The organism is Succinivibrio faecicola (assembly GCF_019448115.1).
GTDB lineage: Bacteria > Pseudomonadota > Gammaproteobacteria > Enterobacterales > Succinivibrionaceae > Succinivibrio > Succinivibrio faecicola.
This window is the reverse complement of sequence record NZ_JAGFNY010000036.1, coordinates 1-18,449: the sequence shown is the minus strand read 5'-3', so window position 1 is coordinate 18,449 and position 18,449 is coordinate 1. Positions and strand designations below refer to the sequence as shown.

At 35.3% G+C, this 18,449-nt stretch carries 13 protein-coding genes and 1 tRNA gene; 6 read left to right on the top strand and 8 right to left on the bottom strand.

Features of this window, described 5'->3' with window-relative positions; genetic code table 11:
• Positions 1-173 precede the first annotated feature (173 nt).
• The 6 genes from J5V48_RS08495 to tig all read right to left on the bottom strand — a co-directional run bounded on the left by J5V48_RS08495 (position 174) and on the right by tig (position 6,787).
• Positions 174-434, bottom strand: coding sequence for a hypothetical protein (locus tag J5V48_RS08495; RefSeq protein ID WP_219938153.1), 261 nt, complete (start codon positions 432-434; stop codon positions 174-176).
• 88 nt (positions 435-522) lie between these two features.
• Positions 523-882, bottom strand: coding sequence for a hypothetical protein (locus tag J5V48_RS08490; protein WP_219938152.1), 360 nt, complete (start codon positions 880-882; stop codon positions 523-525).
• A gap of 2 nt (positions 883-884) precedes the next feature.
• On the bottom strand, positions 885-3,395 hold the full coding sequence (lon, locus tag J5V48_RS08485) for an endopeptidase La (protein ID WP_219938151.1): 2,511 nt from the start codon (positions 3,393-3,395) through the stop codon (positions 885-887).
• A gap of 140 nt (positions 3,396-3,535) precedes the next feature.
• A complete protein-coding gene (gene clpX / locus J5V48_RS08480) occupies positions 3,536-4,804 on the bottom strand; it encodes an ATP-dependent Clp protease ATP-binding subunit ClpX (RefSeq protein WP_219938150.1) in 1,269 nt (422 codons plus the stop codon).
• 2 nt (positions 4,805-4,806) lie between these two features.
• Positions 4,807-5,445, bottom strand: coding sequence for an ATP-dependent Clp endopeptidase proteolytic subunit ClpP (clpP, locus tag J5V48_RS08475; protein WP_255557782.1), 639 nt, complete (start codon positions 5,443-5,445; stop codon positions 4,807-4,809).
• Positions 5,446-5,476: 31 nt separating this feature from the next.
• Entirely contained in the window at positions 5,477-6,787 is a 1,311-nt protein-coding gene (tig, locus tag J5V48_RS08470; protein WP_219938149.1) for a trigger factor, read from the bottom strand.
• A gap of 256 nt (positions 6,788-7,043) precedes the next feature.
• Between tig and J5V48_RS08465 the strand changes: the two genes are divergently transcribed.
• The 5 genes from J5V48_RS08465 (at position 7,044) to J5V48_RS08445 (ending at position 15,906) form a co-directional block, all read left to right on the top strand.
• Positions 7,044-8,114, top strand: coding sequence for a beta-N-acetylglucosaminidase domain-containing protein (locus J5V48_RS08465; RefSeq protein ID WP_219938148.1), 1,071 nt, complete (start codon positions 7,044-7,046; stop codon positions 8,112-8,114).
• 44 nt (positions 8,115-8,158) lie between these two features.
• Positions 8,159-11,533, top strand: a complete 3,375-nt coding sequence (locus J5V48_RS08460; protein WP_219938147.1) for a tellurite resistance TerB C-terminal domain-containing protein — start codon at positions 8,159-8,161, stop codon at positions 11,531-11,533.
• A gap of 150 nt (positions 11,534-11,683) precedes the next feature.
• Positions 11,684-13,420 (top strand): putative transporter, encoded by a 1,737-nt coding sequence (locus J5V48_RS08455; RefSeq protein ID WP_219938146.1) that lies wholly within the window; start codon positions 11,684-11,686, stop codon positions 13,418-13,420.
• 189 nt (positions 13,421-13,609) lie between these two features.
• The gene (gene nhaB, locus J5V48_RS08450) at positions 13,610-15,184 is read left to right on the top strand and encodes a sodium/proton antiporter NhaB (RefSeq protein ID WP_219938145.1); all 1,575 of its coding nucleotides are present in this window, start codon (positions 13,610-13,612) and stop codon (positions 15,182-15,184) included.
• Positions 15,185-15,360: 176 nt separating this feature from the next.
• A complete protein-coding gene (locus J5V48_RS08445; protein WP_219938144.1) occupies positions 15,361-15,906 on the top strand; it encodes a disulfide bond formation protein B in 546 nt (181 codons plus the stop codon).
• A gap of 32 nt (positions 15,907-15,938) precedes the next feature.
• Here the strand turns inward: J5V48_RS08445 and J5V48_RS08440 are convergent, their stop codons facing one another.
• Together J5V48_RS08440 and xseA are read right to left on the bottom strand one after the other, a co-directional pair.
• Positions 15,939-16,469: a hypothetical protein gene (locus J5V48_RS08440; protein ID WP_219938143.1), complete on the bottom strand. Its 531-nt coding sequence runs from the start codon at positions 16,467-16,469 to the stop codon at positions 15,939-15,941.
• A gap of 151 nt (positions 16,470-16,620) precedes the next feature.
• Positions 16,621-18,162, bottom strand: a complete 1,542-nt coding sequence (gene xseA, locus J5V48_RS08435; protein WP_219938142.1) for an exodeoxyribonuclease VII large subunit — start codon at positions 18,160-18,162, stop codon at positions 16,621-16,623.
• A gap of 213 nt (positions 18,163-18,375) precedes the next feature.
• On the opposite strand from xseA, the gene J5V48_RS08430 reads away from it, so the two are divergent.
• Positions 18,376-18,448, top strand: a tRNA-Gly gene (locus tag J5V48_RS08430).
• Position 18,449: the final 1 nt, after the last annotated feature.

The window sequence follows — 18,449 nt, the reverse complement described above, 5'->3', positions numbered from 1 at the left end:
CAAGTCGGATGCTTAAAATTATTTGCTCAGTTCTGAATAAATCATCCAAAATTACCAACAAATAAAAGAGCCAATCCAAAAAAAAATCCAAGAAAGAATTCGTTTTTTAAAAAGCAGACTGTACGCTAACTACAGTCATTTATAATTTTAGACAAATGTGACCAATGTCCGCTTCATTTGGTCACCGTATTAAATTCTTTATCAGACCAATCAACCTTTAAGTTTACATTTTCAATTTTCTCTATTCTGGCTGATAAATGATTTACTTTTTGATGAAGAATCTCGATCTGTTCTTTTTGGCTTAATTCATGAATTATGAACTTATAGCCTATGAAAATTGAGATAATTATTGCAAAAAGAAATACTGCAAAAATTGCAATCTTTTTACTTAAAGAAAGGCTCTCCCCCCCGATATGTTTATTTATTATACTCATTTTTATACTCACCAAGATATTAAATAAATTTGATCTTCAAAACAAAATAAGCCTAAAAGGCTTATTCAATATGACATAATTCTTTGCTTTATTTACAAGATTTTTCTCTTGCTCTTATGTATTCAATAATAGGAGGTAGAAGATCATCTTCAAGTTTTGCAATCTTCTGTCTTATTACATAAGATCTTTCATCCTGCAGATACTCAAGATTATCAACACATTCTAATAGCTGAGGAAGTGTGTTTTCTACATTCACACACAGAGGCTTGATTACTTTCATAAAAGCCTCCTCGTTAACAACCTTTCCATCATTGATAGAAGGAGCTATCTTTTCCAGAACGTTTATAAGATTGTCGGCAGCCTTGATTATTGAGGTAACTTCCTCATCAATCTTGTTTGGCTCTTCCTTTTTTTCGTCATCAAAAATAACTTTATTTTCCTGTTCCATTTCTATACCACTATGTTTGAATCAGATAGACTTTCTTTTTTAATGATCTTTTTTGATTTCTTTTCTTTAAATATCCATTTTGTGGTTGGCTTAAAATTAAAAGGATCATTTACAAGAGCTGTTTTTAATACCTCTTCAATTCGGCTTACAGGCATGATCTTCATTTTTTCAGTTACTACTGATGGTACGTCCCAAAGATCCTTTTCATTATCCTTAGGTATCATAACTGTCTTGATTCCACCTCTTAAAGCTGCTAAAAGTTTTTCTTTTAAGCCACCAATTGGCAGAACATCACCTCTTAAGGTAATTTCACCTGTCATAGCTACATCAGAACGCACTGCATTTCCTGTGAGCGCTGATACTACAGCGGTTACCATACCGATACCTGCTGATGGACCATCCTTTGGAACTGCACCTTCAGGAACATGAACATGCAGATCGGATGTTTCAAAGAAGTCTTCACTTAGGTGTAATGATTCACTTAAAGTTCTAACAACTGTAATAGCTGTAGTGATTGACTCTTTCATTACATCACCTAATTTACCGGTCAGCTGATGTTTACCTTTACCTGTATTTGCAACAGCTTCAAGCTGAAGAATATCACCACCTAAAGTAGACCAAGACAGGCCGTTTACAACGCCTACCTTGTTATCCTTTAGCTTTGATGTGAAATCATACTTTTCAGGACCAAGCATTGATTTAACATCATCAATGGTAATTTCACTGCTCTTTGATGATTTCTTAGAAGACAGCATTACCTGCTTGATTCTCTTTCTGATAAGTTCAGTAAGAGTTCTCTCAAGCTGACGCACACCTGCCTCATGAGTGTAATATGTAACAAGATATCTTAAAGTTTCATCAGAAAATGTTATCTCATCTTCCTTTACATTAGCAAGGCGAAGCTGCTTTGGTAAAAGATGCTTTCTTGCAATATTGAATTTCTCATCCTCTGTATATGATGAAAGATCAATAACCTCCATTCTGTCTAAAAGAGGTGCAGGAATGTTGTAGCTGTTGGCAGTGGTTACAAACATTACATTGGACAGATCATATTCAATCTCAATGTAGTTATCCTCAAAGGTACTGTTCTGCTCAGGATCAAGTACTTCAAGCAGTGCAGCCTGAGGATCACCGTGATTGCTGTTAACAACTTTATCAATCTCATCTAGCAAGAATAAAGGATTATTTACCTTTGCCTTTGCCATATTTGAGATGATTCGACCTGGAAGTGAACCGATATATGTTCTTCTGTGACCTCTGATTTCAGCTTCATCAGAAACACCACCTAAAGCAACTCTTACAAAACGACGGTTTGTAGCAGCTGCAATAGATTTACCAAGAGAAGTCTTACCGATACCAGGAGGTCCCATAAGACATATAATAGGACCTGATAGTTTCTCTGTTCTTGATAGAACTGCAAGATACTCAAGAATATGATCTTTTACCTTTGAAAGACCATAATGATCCTTATCAAGGATTTCCTGAGCCTTCTTAAGATCAATCTTTACATCATCTTTCTTGTTCCAAGGAAGTGACAATAAAGTTTCAATATAGTTTCTTACAGTTGTATATTCAGAAGAGTTAGTTGACATTGCATCCAGCTTTCTGATTTCACGTGAAATACGCTCATGAACATACTCTGGTGCATCAAGCTCTTTATTCTGCTTGGTGAACATAACAATATCTTCCTCATCACCAGAAGATATGCCAAGCTCTTTTTTAATTGCCTTTAACTGCTCATTTAAGAAATAATCCTTCTGATTCTTTTCCATTGAGCGTTTTGCAACATCAATAATTCTGTTTTCAAGCTCAGTCTGATATGAGTAACCATTTAGGCTACTGATAAGAATACGACCTCTTTCGACAGGATTATTTGAAGATAGAAGTAAATACTTAATACTTGTATCTAAATGAAGGATCTGTGTTAGCAAATCAGTAAGCTTTGACAGATTCTCTTCTTCAAGAATAGTCTTTACAAGATGTTTTGGAACTGATCTTTCAACAAGATTCTTTACAGTCTTGGAAGAATTATCTATAGCATAGTTAAGACATGATTTAAGTACATTAAGTGTACTTGCAGTTTCCTGAGGATCACATTGAATTTCCTCAACATCAAGTACTTTGGCTAATCTGTATGGAAGTTCATTATTTTCAACGATCTCCAGAAGCTTTATTCTCTTGAATCCCTGAATTAAGCAAGAGACAGTACCATCATTCTTTTCTGTCAGAGACTGTAATTCACATGCAACACCTGTTTTCATGTGACCATCAAAATTAGGCATCTCATCAGCTTCGTTTGTCTGACAAAAAACAGCAACATTGTCATACTTTGAATCTTCTCTGTCTACTTCCTTGAAAGCCTGAATTGAACTTCTTCTAGCAGCGGTGATCTGAAGCTTTGAATTAGGTGTAATAATAAGAGCACGCAAAGAAATCAGCGGCAGCAGATATTCTGATCTATTCTTATCTGAACTTGCTTTTGTAATTTCAGTTTTCTTTCTTCTAGCAACCATAACTACTCTTTTTTCTTTTTATGATGCTCAAAAATGAGCTGATAAACTTATGTATTATATTATTATAAATTTTATACATTTTAAAGACAAAAAAACTCCTGTTTCAAGTCAAACAGGAGCCTTAATAATACAGTCCAATACTAAGAAATTGATTCCATCTCAAAATCAGCTTTCTTTACAACTAAAGGCTCTTCGTGATTTTCAACAGTATTCTTATCAACGACAACCTTCTCAACATCCTTAACTGAAGGTATATCAAACATTGTGTTTAAAAGAAGACCTTCAACAACAGAACGGAGTCCTCGAGCACCAGTATGACGCTTAATTGCAGTATCAGCAATTGCGTTTAATGCTTCCTGTGTAAACTCAAGTTTTACATCTTCAAACTTGAACATTTCCTCATACTGACGAAGAATAGCATTCTTAGGTTCACGTAAAACACGAATTAACTCTTCTCTGTTAAGCTCTGATAATGCTGTAATAACAGGTAATCTACCAACAAATTCAGGAATAATACCAAACTTTACAAGATCATCAGGTTCAACTTTCTTGTACTTATCTGATAAGGTAAGCTTCTCATCCTTACCAAATACTTCAGCGCCAAATCCAATACCGGCTTTCTTGGAAACACGCTTTTCAACAATCTTTTCAAGTCCGTCAAATGCGCCACCACAGATGAACAGGATCTGAGAAGTATCAACTTCGATATTCTTTTCCTGTGGATGCTTACGGCCACCATTTGGTGGAACTGATGCAACTGTACCTTCAACAAGCTTTAATAATGCCTGCTGAACACCTTCACCAGATACATCACGAGTAATTGATGCATTTTCTGACTTTCTTGCAATCTTATCGATTTCATCGATGTAGATAATACCCTTCTGAGCTTTCTCAACATCGAAATCACAGTTCTGAAGCAGACGTACAATAACATTCTCAACGTCTTCGCCAACATAACCTGCTTCAGTTAATGTTGTAGCATCAGAAATTGCAAAAGGAACATTTAAGAATTTTGCCAAAGTCTGAACAAGCAGTGTTTTACCTGAACCTGTAGGACCTACCAGCAGAATATTTGATTTTCCAAGTTCTACTCCAGATTCATTATCTGCATGCTTTAAACGCTGATAGTGGTTATATACAGCAACTGATAATACTTTCTTTGCATCTTCCTGACCGATTACATAATCATCAAGATGTTTTGCAATTTCATGTGGAGTTGGGATATTGTCAAGATCAATGCCTGATGAGGAATTCTCTTTATTACCGAAGCCCTTTGTCTCAAGCATTTTATAACATTTAGTGATACAGTCTGAGCAAATGCAGATACCATCACGAGCTTTAATCAGTTTACGATTTTCTGAAGAAGATTTTCCGCAGAATAAACATGTATTTTTAGTCTGCTCACTCATAATTAGTTGTCCTTATTCTCAAGAATTATTTCACTTCTGCTTGTAATAACATTATCAACTAGACCATATTCTTTTGCTTCCTGAGCACTCATGAAATTATCACGCTCGGTATCCTTAACAATCTCTTCTAAAGGACGACCTGTGTGCTTTGAGAGAAGACCATTTAGAGTATCCTTGATCCTCTGTGTCTCATGAGCATGAATCATAATATCTGTAGCCTGGCCCTGGAAACCACCTAAAGGCTGATGAATCATGATTCTGGCATTTGGCAGTGCATAACGCTTGCCTTTAGCTCCGCCTGCAAGCAGGAATGAGCCCATTGAGCATGCCTGTCCCATACATAAAGTGCATACATCAGGTTTGATGTACTGCATAGTGTCGTAAATTGCCATACCGGCAGTTACTACGCCACCTGGAGAATTGATGTACAGATAAATATCCTTATCAGGATCATCTGATTCTAGAAAAAGGAGCTGGGCCACAATAAGATCAGCCATATGATCCTCAACCTGACCGGTTAGAAAAATTACTCTATCTTTGAGCAGTCGAGAGTATATATCAAATGATCTCTCGCCACGAGCTGTTTGCTCGATAACCATAGGCACTAATGTTGATGCCATTTTTTCTGCTTCAAAGTTCATATTGTGTCAGCTCCTTATTATGATTTGTAGATTAGCGACCTACTAACTCTGAGAATGACTTCTTATCTTCGCCATCCTGAGCCTTTTCAAAGATCTTAGCGATTAACTCGTGCTCATAAGCTGCAGCCTTGAACTGTGCAAATGAACGCTTGTCAGCCTTGATCTGCTCAACAACCTTCTCTGGCTCATCGTATGCTGAAGCGATTAAATTGATTTCAGCTTCTACAGCAGCATCTGATGCTTCCTTGAAGTTTAGGTTATCAGCAACAACTGATGAGATAACGCCTAAACGAGCACGCTTCTTAGCATCCTCTAAGTACTGAGGGTTCTTCTTGAACTGCTCTGGTAAGCTCTTCATGCCGTACTGCTTGAAGTAGTTCTCAACCTCAGCTAGGATTGCCTTGTGCTGCTCTGATACGAACTGCTGAGGAACGTCGAATTCACCGTACTGAGCTGCTAAAGCGTCAAATACCAAATCTGAATTCTTCTTGCTTAATGCACGTGATAGTTCACGCTCCATATTCTTCTTAAGCTCTGCTCTGAAGGTATCCATAGTAGCATCCTTCAGGTTGAATAACTTAATGAAGTCTTCGTTAACTTCTGGTAATACCTTAACTGATACTGAATTTACGGTGATGTCGAACTCTGCATCTTTACCCTTTAAATTCTCAGCGTGGTATTCCTCAGGGAACTTAACGTTAATAGTGAACTTGTCGCCAGCCTTGTGGCCCATGATCTGCTCAGTAAAACCTGGGATCATTGAGGTCTCGCCGATAGTTAAAGTGAAGTCTGAAGCCTTACCGCCCTCAAACTCAACACCTTCACAACGACCTAAGAAGTCGATTGAAGCACGGGTCTTCTCAGCTACTGTAGCATCATCCTTAACCTGCCACTTTGCCTGCTGCTCACGAAGTGTCTCAACCATATTATCGATATCAGCATCATTGATTTCTGATACGATCTTCTTTAACTTTAAGTCTTCAAGAGCCTTGAACTCTAACTCTGGATATACCTCAACCTCGGCCTCAAAAACAACTTCTGAAGTTGCGTCACCGCTCTTTAAGTCAACCTTAACAATATCAACAACCTTTAGCTTTGATTCCTGGATAGCCTCGTAGATATTGTCGTTGATTACACGATCTAAAGTATCGCCGTTGATCTGAGCTGAAAAATTCTTCTCAAGAACAGCTGTTGGAATGTGGCCCTTACGGAAACCATCAATCTTTGCGTTCTTTGCATAATTCTTAAATACGTTGCTACGTGCACTCTTAACATCTTCAGCTGGCACAGTAACAGTAATGAGGTTTAAAATACCCTCTTTTTTCTCGGTTGAAACCTGCATCTTTTACCTCTATAGGTTGCAGCAATAAAAACAACTTGACGCATCGGATGTACATTAACTGCGACATGCGTCCACACAAACTTGAGCATTATACAAATAATTATTGATTCTATCAATTAGCAAGAAGTTCAAAAATCACTAAATTTTGACAGATCCCCATGGCTGAAGCCATGCTTTTTCAGTACAATTTGGTAATAATCAGTTATAAAATTTTTGATAACATTGAACAAATGACATTTGAAGACAGGCTGATTTTATGAAAACAACTTTAGGGATTATAGAAGGTTTTTACGGAAGACAGTATACAACTGATGAAAGAGATGAGCTTATGAGTTTTATCTCTGACAAAGGATACTCATACTATATTTATGCCCCCAAAAATGATAAAGCTCTAAGACGTGAATGGGAAAAGCCATTTGACAGTGCAAAAAAAGAACTTTTAGTGCATATGAGCGACATGTGCACAAAACTACATCTTGATTTTGGTGTTGGTATTTCACCTTTGCAAATTACAAAAGAAAAAGACAGACTGCTTAATGTACTTATAAAAAAGATTGATTGGATTTTAGAAACTACAAATACAAAAATCATCGCTATCTTGTTCGATGATATCAGTCTGTACACAAATGAAGAAGGAAAAAAGCAGAACGAAATAATCAAAGAGGTGCACTCATACCTCAAAAATAAGAACAGCAATATACGACTCATTTTCTGCCCAACCTATTACACTTTTGATCCGATACTTGATAAAGTTTTCGGTCAAAGACCTGTGCAATATTATGAGGACATTGTAAGGGATCTAGATAAGTCAATTGAGATTTTCTGGACTGGCAACAAGGTTTTATCAAGAACAATTACCAAAGAAGATATTGAAAAGGCAAACTATCTTTGGGGAAGAAAAGTAACTCTTTGGGACAATTATCCTGTTAATGACGGAAAATTTATAAGCAGACATATATATACAAGACCTTTTAAAAACAGATCAAATCTTGATGGTATCGCGCTGTCACATGCTGTAAATCCAATGCTTGAATGCAAACTAAATGAAGTTGCACTTGAAAGTCTTTTAAGCTGTTATAAGGGACTTGATGAGGATACAATAGACAAAGACAGAATTTGCCGTTTAAAAAAGCTTTTACCTGAAAGTTATGAAAAAATCAGTGATATTCTTGATATTCTTAACGATGAAGGTATTGAGGCACTGTCAGAAAAGATGCTAGACAGACTAAAAAAAGAAATATCAGTAGATAAAACAAAGGCTTCAAAGGAAATTAGCGATTTTTTAGATGGCGTATATAAATTTGATGAATCTTGTCTGACTGATTAGCAAAACTTATAATAAGACAATCAATTGATTCCAGGCTGTTTTCTATGAAAAAAGATGCTAAATACTATCTTTCAAGAACAAACGATCTGCCATATTTTATGGTGGACAACCTAAAAGAATTAAAACAGCAGATAAATCAGACAAGATACATCTATACAACACCAAGAGATCTTATTCAAAGACTTGAACTTGAAACAGATCTAGTTGATTTTTCAAACAATACATCTTCCGTATATCTTGATCTTAATACATTGCTTGAAACATACGGAATGAAACTTGTACCAGGATTTATTCCTTGCGATATAAAGTTTGATGACAGAATACAGGTCACTATTAAGCCAAATCTTAACAATGATGAAGATTTTTCCTATGTTCAAGAACTTATAAAATCCAAAAGAGTTCCAACACAAAAAGATGCTTCATATATTGCTAGAATGAGCACAAAAATTGCAAATTACAACATAATGCTCAGAGTTTTTGAAAGTCTGCATGTAATTAGCAAAACAATTGACTCTCATCTTAGACTTGAACTTGACAACATTTTAAATTCTCTTTCTCTACCAAAAGAGGGATACAACTACTTAAAAACATGTTATTCATTTGCATGTCTGAATTTAAACTATAAATGCGATTATCAAAATCAAAATCTATGTTTTAAACAACTAGATAATAAAAACCATCTGCGATTCATTTCAATCATGGCAAAGCTAGCCATATACAATGGAGAAAACTTCTCTGTAGACAGAGAATTTCCATACTATGACACACTGCTCCTTGAAATTGCTCATCAGAAGAATCTAATAAAAGAAAAAGAAAAACAAAGCAAGATTCAGGCTTTCAAAGACAAGGAATTTAAAGAACACTTAAGAGCAAGAGTTGAGGCAATTGCAAAATTAGATGAAATAGACAAGAAGAAGTCTAGTGCCGGAATAATAATCAGTAAGCAACAGACTCTTGGCTTTTTTGAGAAGCCTGTAAAAGAAGAAGTATTACTTGAAAAAAGTGTAACTAAAGGAAACTATTATCAGAAGAAAACTGTAGAACAGAAAATTAGAAAAAAGGAATACAGCTTTTTTGAAAACAACAGTTTCTTCCCTTTATCAAGCATATCTGAAAAATTCAATTTCGTTTCAAAATTCAGATATCTAAATACATATTCAATGGCTTCATTAAAGCCGTATCTGACACTTGCAGCAACACAAAAAGCAGACAGTCACAACAACAATTTAAGTTTTTCTGATGTTGTCAGCAAAAAGTCAGAATTCACTAATAGCTCTTTTTTAAATAATTACTTTTTTAACATTCTGAATAATTCAAAGCTGCCTGTTGAGTTAATTAATACAATAAACGATCTTTGCAATAGCATAGATATCAGAAAAACAAAAGACTCTGAAACAGCCATTCTGTCAGACAATGTTATTTCATCAAATCTTGATTATCTTCATGATGTTTTAACCTGTGTAATTCCTGATTCAGAAAAGATCCACTATACAACAAACAGAAGAGCTCTTGGTCTTACAGGTGACACTATAGAAAGCCGTTTGTATGCAATTTTGTATTTCTATCTGGTTGTAATACTAAAACAGCTTATCAATCCATCTGGCAAGGCTGAACTTAGTGAGTATAGAAATGAGCTTGATAGGATCTATGAAAAGACAGAAGATACAACATTGCTTTTAATAAAGCTGTTAGATTTTCTGCTATTTAAACTTCCATATGCTCTCAATGATGAGAATGTATCCATTGAAAATTTGATTGTTCAAGATGATGATCTGCTATTAGGATTTTATGCATATCCTCAATGTATAGAAACTGCAATCAATATAATTCTTGCAAAAAGAAAAATAGAAATGGTAACTGATAGTGACATTTCTTCTCTTTTCAGCCTTATGCTTATTCTTCTTGAAAAAGATAATTCAAACAGCAGATCCAATCTTATCAGAGTTCCAAACAGAAGCTATCTGTTCAGAATCAGACTTTTTATAAAAATTATCAAAGATAATCTTTACCGTTATGAAAAATTATGTTCATTTGAATCTTTAAACTGTTCTGACAGAAATATTGATGAAAAAATATTTTCATCCTTTTATGGAATAAATGTTTCATATCAGGACTCCCTGGCTGCATATTTGGCTAATCATGAAACATTCAGATATCTTATTTCACCACTTTTAAGTCACACAACACTTGAAAAAATCAGCTGTAGCAGACTTTGTTTTAATCTAAATGATTGTATTGATCTTACAAAGAATATTCTCAATCAGAACAAGAGTCTAACAAATGCAATTATGAATGCAAAAAGCCCAGATTTAACTTTAAGGCTCCTTAGCAATACACTGATGATGAAAGAACAGCTTAACCTTATAGGAAAACTAAATAATCTAAGCTTTGACAATTTAAATACAGTCATAAAGCTTATCGATCCAAAGTGTAATCCTGCTTTAGCATCATGTATAGAAAAAGGAATTTTAAATCTTGGGCTTATGGCAGTTCCTATTGAACATGCTCTAAGCGCTAAGGAAAGATGTAATCTAAAGCATCACAAGATAATTCAGACAGAAATAGATAATACACTTTCAAAAGTATTAACAGATGAATTTTATGAAAAACTTGCCAGTGCGCAAAATGCACTGATTATTTACAGCTATGTAGTAGTTCAAAACAATGCAGAGAAAACACTTGTAAGAATTTTAAAACTTGAGAATCAAGAGCAAGAAAAGCTTGCAATGAAATTTTTCATCTGTCTAAAGCAGCTAGTGAGAGGTAACCCACGCTACACAAATGCATACTACGCAAGACTTGCAAGAGCAAAAGAAATTTCTCCAACTGTTTTGACAACTATAAATTATCTAAACGAACTTATAAAAGAAGAAATGAGAATTCATCCTCTAGCATCTTATTTTACAAATATCTTTAAGGAGACATTAAAGCCACTGCTATCAGATATCAGTGAAAACAAAACATCATTTGCAGATAAAAAGAAAAATCTCACAGTTGCTGATTTTGATGAATCAAAGATAAGTTCAAAACTCACTGAGTCAAATCATATTCAAAATGTCATTGAGGCTATAAGAATTACAGAAGGTTCTCTTAAGGATGACGAGTTTTTTGAACCAGATTTTAAAGGATCTGACAATACAGATGAAAATAAAGATCAAAACAATCCTAGTGTTGCAAAACTACCTTCATCAAGTGCAAGATCTTTAGTAGACTCACTTGTAAAAAGCGGATGTGATGTAATGGATCTTGATGAATTCAATGGTCTTTGCCTTAGCGCAAAATATATGTCAAAAGACGTTGCAATTGAAGAAATAAATGACTTCTGCTATGAGAAATTTGACGAGCCCCTGTTAGATGTCGACTATGAAGGAAATACAGTCTACATTACACTCGATATTTTAAATCAGATGAAAGAATAAATATATGCTGGATATTTCATAAGCAAAGATCTTCACATATCATTTTACAATTCAAAAACAAAAAAAACTCTGATACAATAGCGCCGATTATGTCAAAGGCGTATTCCTTTGTCATTTGTATTTTAGTTTGTTCCATTTGGGATTTAATTAATGTCATCACTCGCCCTTCTAATTATTTATATTTCAGTTGGCGCTGTGCTTGGTATTGCCTTAGGTCAGATCAAGTATAAAGGCGTTGGACTTGGAATCGGAGGCGTTCTTTTCTCTGGCATTTTAGTCGGTCATATTGCAAACGCTTATTTTGGATTTAATCTTCATAATGATGCTGGTAGCGTAACTGCAGAAGAAAACATTCTACACTTCTTACAGGAGTTTGGTCTGATGCTCTTCGTTTATGCTATTGGTATTCAGGTTGGACCTAGCTTCTTTGCAGCTTTAAGAGGAAACGGATTAAAGCTATTAACTTTAGCAGTATCTCTTATCGTTCTTGGCTGCTGCGTAGCTTTAACACTGTTCTTCACAGGAATCGTTACTCCTGATGCTATGGTTGGTATGTACTCTGGTGCTATCACAAATACACCAGCATTATCAGCAGGCTCTTTGATGGTATCTGATATTGCTAACGTACTTGCCTCACAGGGCAAAGATCCTATTGCATTAGGTTTTAATGTAGCCAATGTTCCAAAGGCTTATGCTGTTGCATATCCATTCGGCGTTTGCGCAATTTTAATTACTATCATTCTTATCCGTGTAGTATTCAAGGTAAGCGTTGAAGCTGCAGGTAATGATTACCGTGACAGCAAGTCAGCGGGTTTTGATGCTCCTATCTCATCAAATGTAAAGGTAGAAAGCTCAGAGTTCATTGGTAAAACAATCAATGATATTCCAGGTATCATTGACGGTACTGTAATCTGTTCAAGAATCAAGCGTGATGGTGAACTATCAGTTCCTACACGTGAAATGGTTTTACAGCAGGGCGACCTTATCCACTTAGTTGGTGGTGCTAAATACGTAGCAAAGGCTGCAATGGCTATCGGTACCGAAACAAAGGATGTTCTGACAACTCACGGTACAACAATTTCTGTACGTCATTTAATCATTACAAACAACAATGTAATGGGTCGTACACTTGGTGAATTAGAGTTAGATAAGAAACACAATCTTGTTATTTCTCGTGTATTCAGATCCGGTATTCAGTTTATGCCAACTCCAGATTTAAGACTGGCTTTAGGTGATGAGCTGAATGTTATCGGTACTATGGAAGACATCAGAAAGGCTGGTAAGATTGTAGGTAACTCATCTGCTACCATGAACCATGTTCCTATGATTCCTATTTTCTTAGGTTTATTCTTAGGTATGCTCTTAGGTTCTATTCCTATTCCTCTACCAGGCGTTCCTGCACCTATGAAACTTGGCGTTATCGGCGGTACCCTTGTAGTAGCAATTCTTTTAGCAAGATTCGGTGATGCATGGACAAAGAACAAGCTTCACTGGCGTTTACCACAGCCTGCTCTTGCAGCATTTAAGGAAATCGGTATTACTCTGTTCCTTACAATTGTCGGTATCAGAGCTGGTGCTAACGGTTTCTGGGATGAGCTGACAAACGGTATGGGTTTACACTGGATGGCATGGGCAACTCTAATCTCAATCATTCCAATGTTAATCATCGGTTTCATCGGCTACAAGGTATTCAAGGTAAACTACCTTGTTCTCTCAGGTGTTCTTGCAGGAGCATGTACTGATCCTCCAGCTCTTGCATATGCTAACGGTATGTACAAGGATGCAGAAGCTTCTTCTATCGGTTACGCAACTGTTTATCCGTTCGTAATGTTCTTGAGAATTCTGTCTCCTCAGATAATGTTGATCATTGTTTCATCATTCATTTAACACTGATCTTAAAGGGCCTGCAAATGCAGGCCCTTTAATTTTACATTTTTTTTCATTTTTCTTTTGACACAACTACAAATATTGTAAAGAATTTTCTTTTATTAGCTATTTAAAATAATATATAATTAATCTAACATTTTACTTTGTACAAGTAGTTTTCTTTTAAAAAATTCTAATAGCTGAGGTCATATGAGCACATCTATAAGTTATGCTAAGGCTGGCATGCTCAACTTTCTTGGAAGTTGTCCTGTTTGGTATAAGAATGTCATCATTGCATGTCTTATCATTAACCCAATCGTTGCACAATATTCAATGTTCGTTGCCGGTTGGTTACTGGTTGCAGAATTCATTTTCACACTTTCAATGGCATTAGACTGCTATCCTTTAGAGGCTGGTGGTCTTTTAGTTATTGAAGCATGTTTCCTCGGCATGTGCGACATGCACCATGTAACAAAAGAGATTGAATCAAATCTTGAAGTTATCATGCTTTTAATGTTCATGGTTGCAGGTATCCATTTCGTTCGTGATTTCCTACTGTTCTTCTTTACAAAACTTCTTGTAAAAGTACGTTCGAATGTAAAGCTCGCTTTCTTATTCTGCTTCATGTCAGGTCTGCTCTCAGCATTCGTTGATGCTTTAACTGTTTTAGCCATCATTATTTCAACCTGTGTTGGTTTATATCAGCTTTATATGTCAATTATTACCAACAACAGTGCTATGGCTTTAGTATCAGACAGCAACATCCCTGAAGAGCACAAAAAGAGCCTTGAAGAGTTCAGAGCTTTCTTACGTTCTCTTCTAATGCACTCAGCTGTAGGTACAACAATAGGCGGCGTATGTACAATCGTTGGTGAGCCTCAGAACCTTATCATTGGTGATACCTGTGGTTGGAAGTTTATTGACTACGCTTTACGTATGGCTCCTATTTCATTACCAATTTTAGTATTTGGCTTAATGACCTGCTTCTTTATCGAAAAATTCAAGTTATTCGGTTATGGTCATAGAATGCCAGATGCTGTTTATCAGATCTTAGTTAACAAAGATAAAGAACAGTCTGCAAATCTCACTAAGAGAGACAAATTAAATCTTATTATTCAGTGTTGCTGTATAATTTGGCTTGTTGTTGCTTTAGGTTTCCATTTAGCATCTGTTGGTGTTATTGGTCTGTCTGTTATTGTTCTTGCAACTGCTCTATGCGGTGTTACATCTGAAGGACCTGTAGGTAAGGCTTTCTGTGAATCAATGCCATTCTGTGCATTATTATGTGTATTCTTTACCGTAGTAACTGTAATTTCAACACAGAAACTGTTTGACCCAATTATTCAATGGGTATTCTCAACTCCTGAGCAGTTCCATTTACCTATTTTCTATATGGCAAATGGTATCATTTCATCTGTATCAGATAACGTATTCGTTGCAACAATCTACATTCAACAGGTTCGTGATGCTCTAATAGCAGGTCAGATCACACCTGAACAGTTTGACGAAATAGCTATTGCAATCAATGCAGGTACTAACCTTCCATCAGTTGCAACTCCAAACGGTCAGGCAGCATTCTTGTTCTTATTAACATCACCTATCGCTGCACTGATTAAGCTTCCATACTTAAGAATGATGTACATGGCAATCCCATATACAATCGTTCTGACTATCATCGGCTTAATTGCAACATGGTTTATTATGCCAATTGCAACAGGCTATATGATTAGCGAAGGTTTGGTCCATGGAGCTTCTATTGAAGCAATCTTAGGACAGATGAAGTAAAATTTTCTAAGTCTTATATGCCTTCATATTTTATGAAGGCATTTTTGTTTGTAAAATAAGCAAATTCTTTCTTAAATGATAAAAAATATATAAATCACATTTTTTACTTTAGCTTCTTGTAACACATGTTGTTTTGGTATAGTGTGACCGTAAATAATAATAACAAGGAGATGATTTTGCTACACTTATTCAAGAAAATCTGCTCTTCAAGATTCTGCTGGTTCTTATTATTTCTAGCAGGATGTGGACTAGAGGCATGTGGTCTTTATTTTCAATATAAACTGGATCTTCAACCGTGCATAAACTGTGTATATGAAAGAGCTTACTTTCTAGGTTTCGTATTCATAGGTTTTCTAGGTGCTCTGGCAGGAAATCTTCTTATTGTTAGATTTGCTTGCTCATTAGGCTTTCTTCTATCGTCCATTGGCGGTCTTATAGTAACCTTTGAGCATTATGCAGCTTATACAGGAATGGAAGGATATGCTGCAAAATGCAAATTAACTACAAACTTCCCTTCATTTTTACCGCTTGATGACATTGCTCCTTTCATGTTTAAAGCATTTGCAATGTGCAACGAAAAACTTGACTGGAGTTTCTTAGGTCAGAGTATGCCATTTTGGATACTTGTTATCTTTATGTTTTCAACTCTGATTGCTGCACTTATGTTTATCAGCAATTTCGTCAAAGATAAGGTTAATACCTTCGTCAACCTTTATAAATAAAATTCAAAGGCTAGAAATAGCCTTTGATTCATTTATGAAAATATAACCATATTTGGTTTTGCTTCTTTTAATTTTTCAATAGGAATGAAAACTGATGCTTTATCACCACTCAATCCTATATTTGCCCTGTCAAAAATAAACTCAAGTCCGTCTTTTCTGATAATAAAATTGACAGGTCTTATTTCATAAAGTGCTCTAATTACTGAAATCTTCTTATATCCAAGAGCAGAATATGTAAGATATATTTCGTTCGAACATATAGTTGCAGCAAGATGCGAATCTTCAAAGAGATCTGAAAATTCAATTATTCTTTCGGTTTTCAGATTAATATTATGGGCTTGTGTATATTTAACCTTTTTTCCCTTAAACTGTTGCTCTACACTTACAATTACACCGACAATTTCTGACATGCCTGAAATCTTATAATCTGCAGTTATCTTCTGATAGGCTCTTGTTCTATCAGAGAAACTGTCATCTGATTCATTTGAATAATCAAAATTATCTGTAAGGAATCTTATGTAATCATATTCAAATGAGTTTACGTACATATTCTTAAAAAACATACATGCTTTACTGATAGATTCATTCTTGCAATTTAAAGACTGAGAATAAACAGTTGTTGTGTGTGTGTTTTCAATGGTCTGTGTATCAAAGTTTGAGCTAAAAACACAATTGGAGCAAAAGGATGTCAGCAACAGTGCTCTACAAAAATATTTACTTAATTTCATTTTCTTTTTTATCGATTACTCTGCTGATAATACAGCCCTTTTCAACTTTGGTTACTATAGTCATATTCTTCTTTAATGAGTCATAATCAAGTAATTTACCATTCTCATCAAAAGTAATACTGTAACCTCGTTTTAAAACAGACATCGGATTAAGATTCTCAAGTGTTGTCAGGTTCTTTATGTAATCAGAACGGATCTTATCAAGTTTTGATTTGACAGATATCTGCTCTAACATGTATACACTGTTCTTTACAGCCTGATTTAACAGAAATAGTCTGCCGTTTATATTACTGTCAAAACCTAATATCCTAGAATCAAATGAAAGGATCTCTTTTAGTTTATTAACCTTGTTCTCAATACAATTTGTCATATTGTTCATATGAGAATTTATAGAAGAATCTATTCTTGATAAAAGTACCTTTCCTTCATATTTTGAAAGAATACTGTCATATTTGGAAAGAATATTTAAATTTCTGTTGTATGAGGCATTTACTGAAGCATCAAGTTTTGAAATACAGTTTTTCAATAAAAGCTCTCTTGAGTAAAGAATGTTCTCAATGGAAGTCTTATCAAGAGTTTTAACAAGATAAGAGAGTTTAAATCTTATATCATCAGATATTGAATGAATCAGCCTATCAAGATCGCTCATCATCTTATCAATTGAATTATTCAGATCATATGTTGTAAGCATACTTACAATTTCGGCAGCGGCAGTTGGAGTAGCAGCTCTCAAATCACATGAATAATCAGTAAGCGCAAAATCAGGCTCATGGCCAACAGCTGAAATAATAGGAATACGGCTTTTTGCAGTTTCTCTTACAAGCTGTTCATCAGAAAATGGAAGAAGATCTTCAAAAGAGCCCCCTCCTCTTCCAATAATTAGAACATCTGCTCTGTTATCCTCATTCGCAAGATTTAGAGCATTAATCAAACTCTTTGCAGCTCCACCGCCCTGAACAGAAGCAGGATAAACCAGAATATTGATGAGTGGATTACGTCTTTTTATGGTCATTTCAATATCATGCACAACACGACCATCAGTAGAGGTAATAACACCAACTGTATTTATAAATTTCTTAAGTGGTCTTTTGTGAAAATCAAAAACACCTTCTTGATACAGTTTCTCCTGCAGAGCTTTTAATCTCTCCATAATAAGACCTAAGCCTAAAGGTCTCATAGAATTGACTATTAGCTTGAACTGCCCTGTTTTCTGGTATAAAGAGCTAGTACCTGTTATTTCAACACTCTGACCAATTTTTGGTTCAAAAGATAAAGAGGCTTTAGATGATGCCCACATAACGCAGTCAACACTTGATGATTGATCCTTAATCTTGAAATAGATGTGTGAATAATTCTTTATTTCAGAGATTTCTCCAACTACAACTGCAGTACCAAAAGATCTTACGGCATTATCGGTAATGCGAAGAAAATCAGATACACTCATTGCATTAGAGCTTGGAGCTGAATTTGAAAATTCAATTTCAGGCTTAACTCTTTCATCAAAGGATTGAATAAATCTATCTATCATAAAGCACTCCTTAATTTATTTTATCAAATACCAACTATTTAATAAAAAGTATTGAACGAATATTTGAGGCTGATTTATGACAAAAGCGATATATATGCCTATCTACCATAACATATTGAAAAATAATACTTTTAGCATGTTAAAATTTTGTGTTTTTTTTTAATTTTCTGTTGACAGAAAGAAAATTTCCTTTATAATGACAACCATTCTGATGCGGGAATAGCTCAGTTGGTAGAGCATAACCTTGCCATGGTTAGGGTCGCGAGTTCGAACCTCGTTTCCCGCTC

Excerpts from the sequence above, each read along its gene's own strand:
- J5V48_RS08495 (WP_219938153.1), bottom strand. The coding sequence starts at position 434 with ATGAGTATAATAAATAAACATATCGGGGGGGAGAGCCTTTCTTTAAGT.
- clpP (WP_255557782.1), bottom strand. The coding sequence starts at position 5,445 with ATGAACTTTGAAGCAGAAAAAATGGCATCAACATTAGTGCCTATGGTT.
- clpX (WP_219938150.1), bottom strand. The coding sequence starts at position 4,804 with ATGAGTGAGCAGACTAAAAATACATGTTTATTCTGCGGAAAATCTTCT.
- J5V48_RS08465 (WP_219938148.1), top strand. The coding sequence starts at position 7,044 with ATGAAAACAACTTTAGGGATTATAGAAGGTTTTTACGGAAGACAGTAT.
- J5V48_RS08460 (WP_219938147.1), top strand. The coding sequence starts at position 8,159 with ATGAAAAAAGATGCTAAATACTATCTTTCAAGAACAAACGATCTGCCA.
- J5V48_RS08455 (WP_219938146.1), top strand. The coding sequence starts at position 11,684 with ATGTCATCACTCGCCCTTCTAATTATTTATATTTCAGTTGGCGCTGTG.
- nhaB (WP_219938145.1), top strand. The coding sequence starts at position 13,610 with ATGAGCACATCTATAAGTTATGCTAAGGCTGGCATGCTCAACTTTCTT.
- xseA (WP_219938142.1), bottom strand. The coding sequence starts at position 18,162 with ATGATAGATAGATTTATTCAATCCTTTGATGAAAGAGTTAAGCCTGAA.
- J5V48_RS08440 (WP_219938143.1), bottom strand. The coding sequence starts at position 16,469 with ATGTTTTTTAAGAATATGTACGTAAACTCATTTGAATATGATTACATA.
- J5V48_RS08490 (WP_219938152.1), bottom strand. The coding sequence starts at position 882 with ATGGAACAGGAAAATAAAGTTATTTTTGATGACGAAAAAAAGGAAGAG.
- lon (WP_219938151.1), bottom strand. The coding sequence starts at position 3,395 with ATGGTTGCTAGAAGAAAGAAAACTGAAATTACAAAAGCAAGTTCAGAT.
- tig (WP_219938149.1), bottom strand. The coding sequence starts at position 6,787 with ATGCAGGTTTCAACCGAGAAAAAAGAGGGTATTTTAAACCTCATTACT.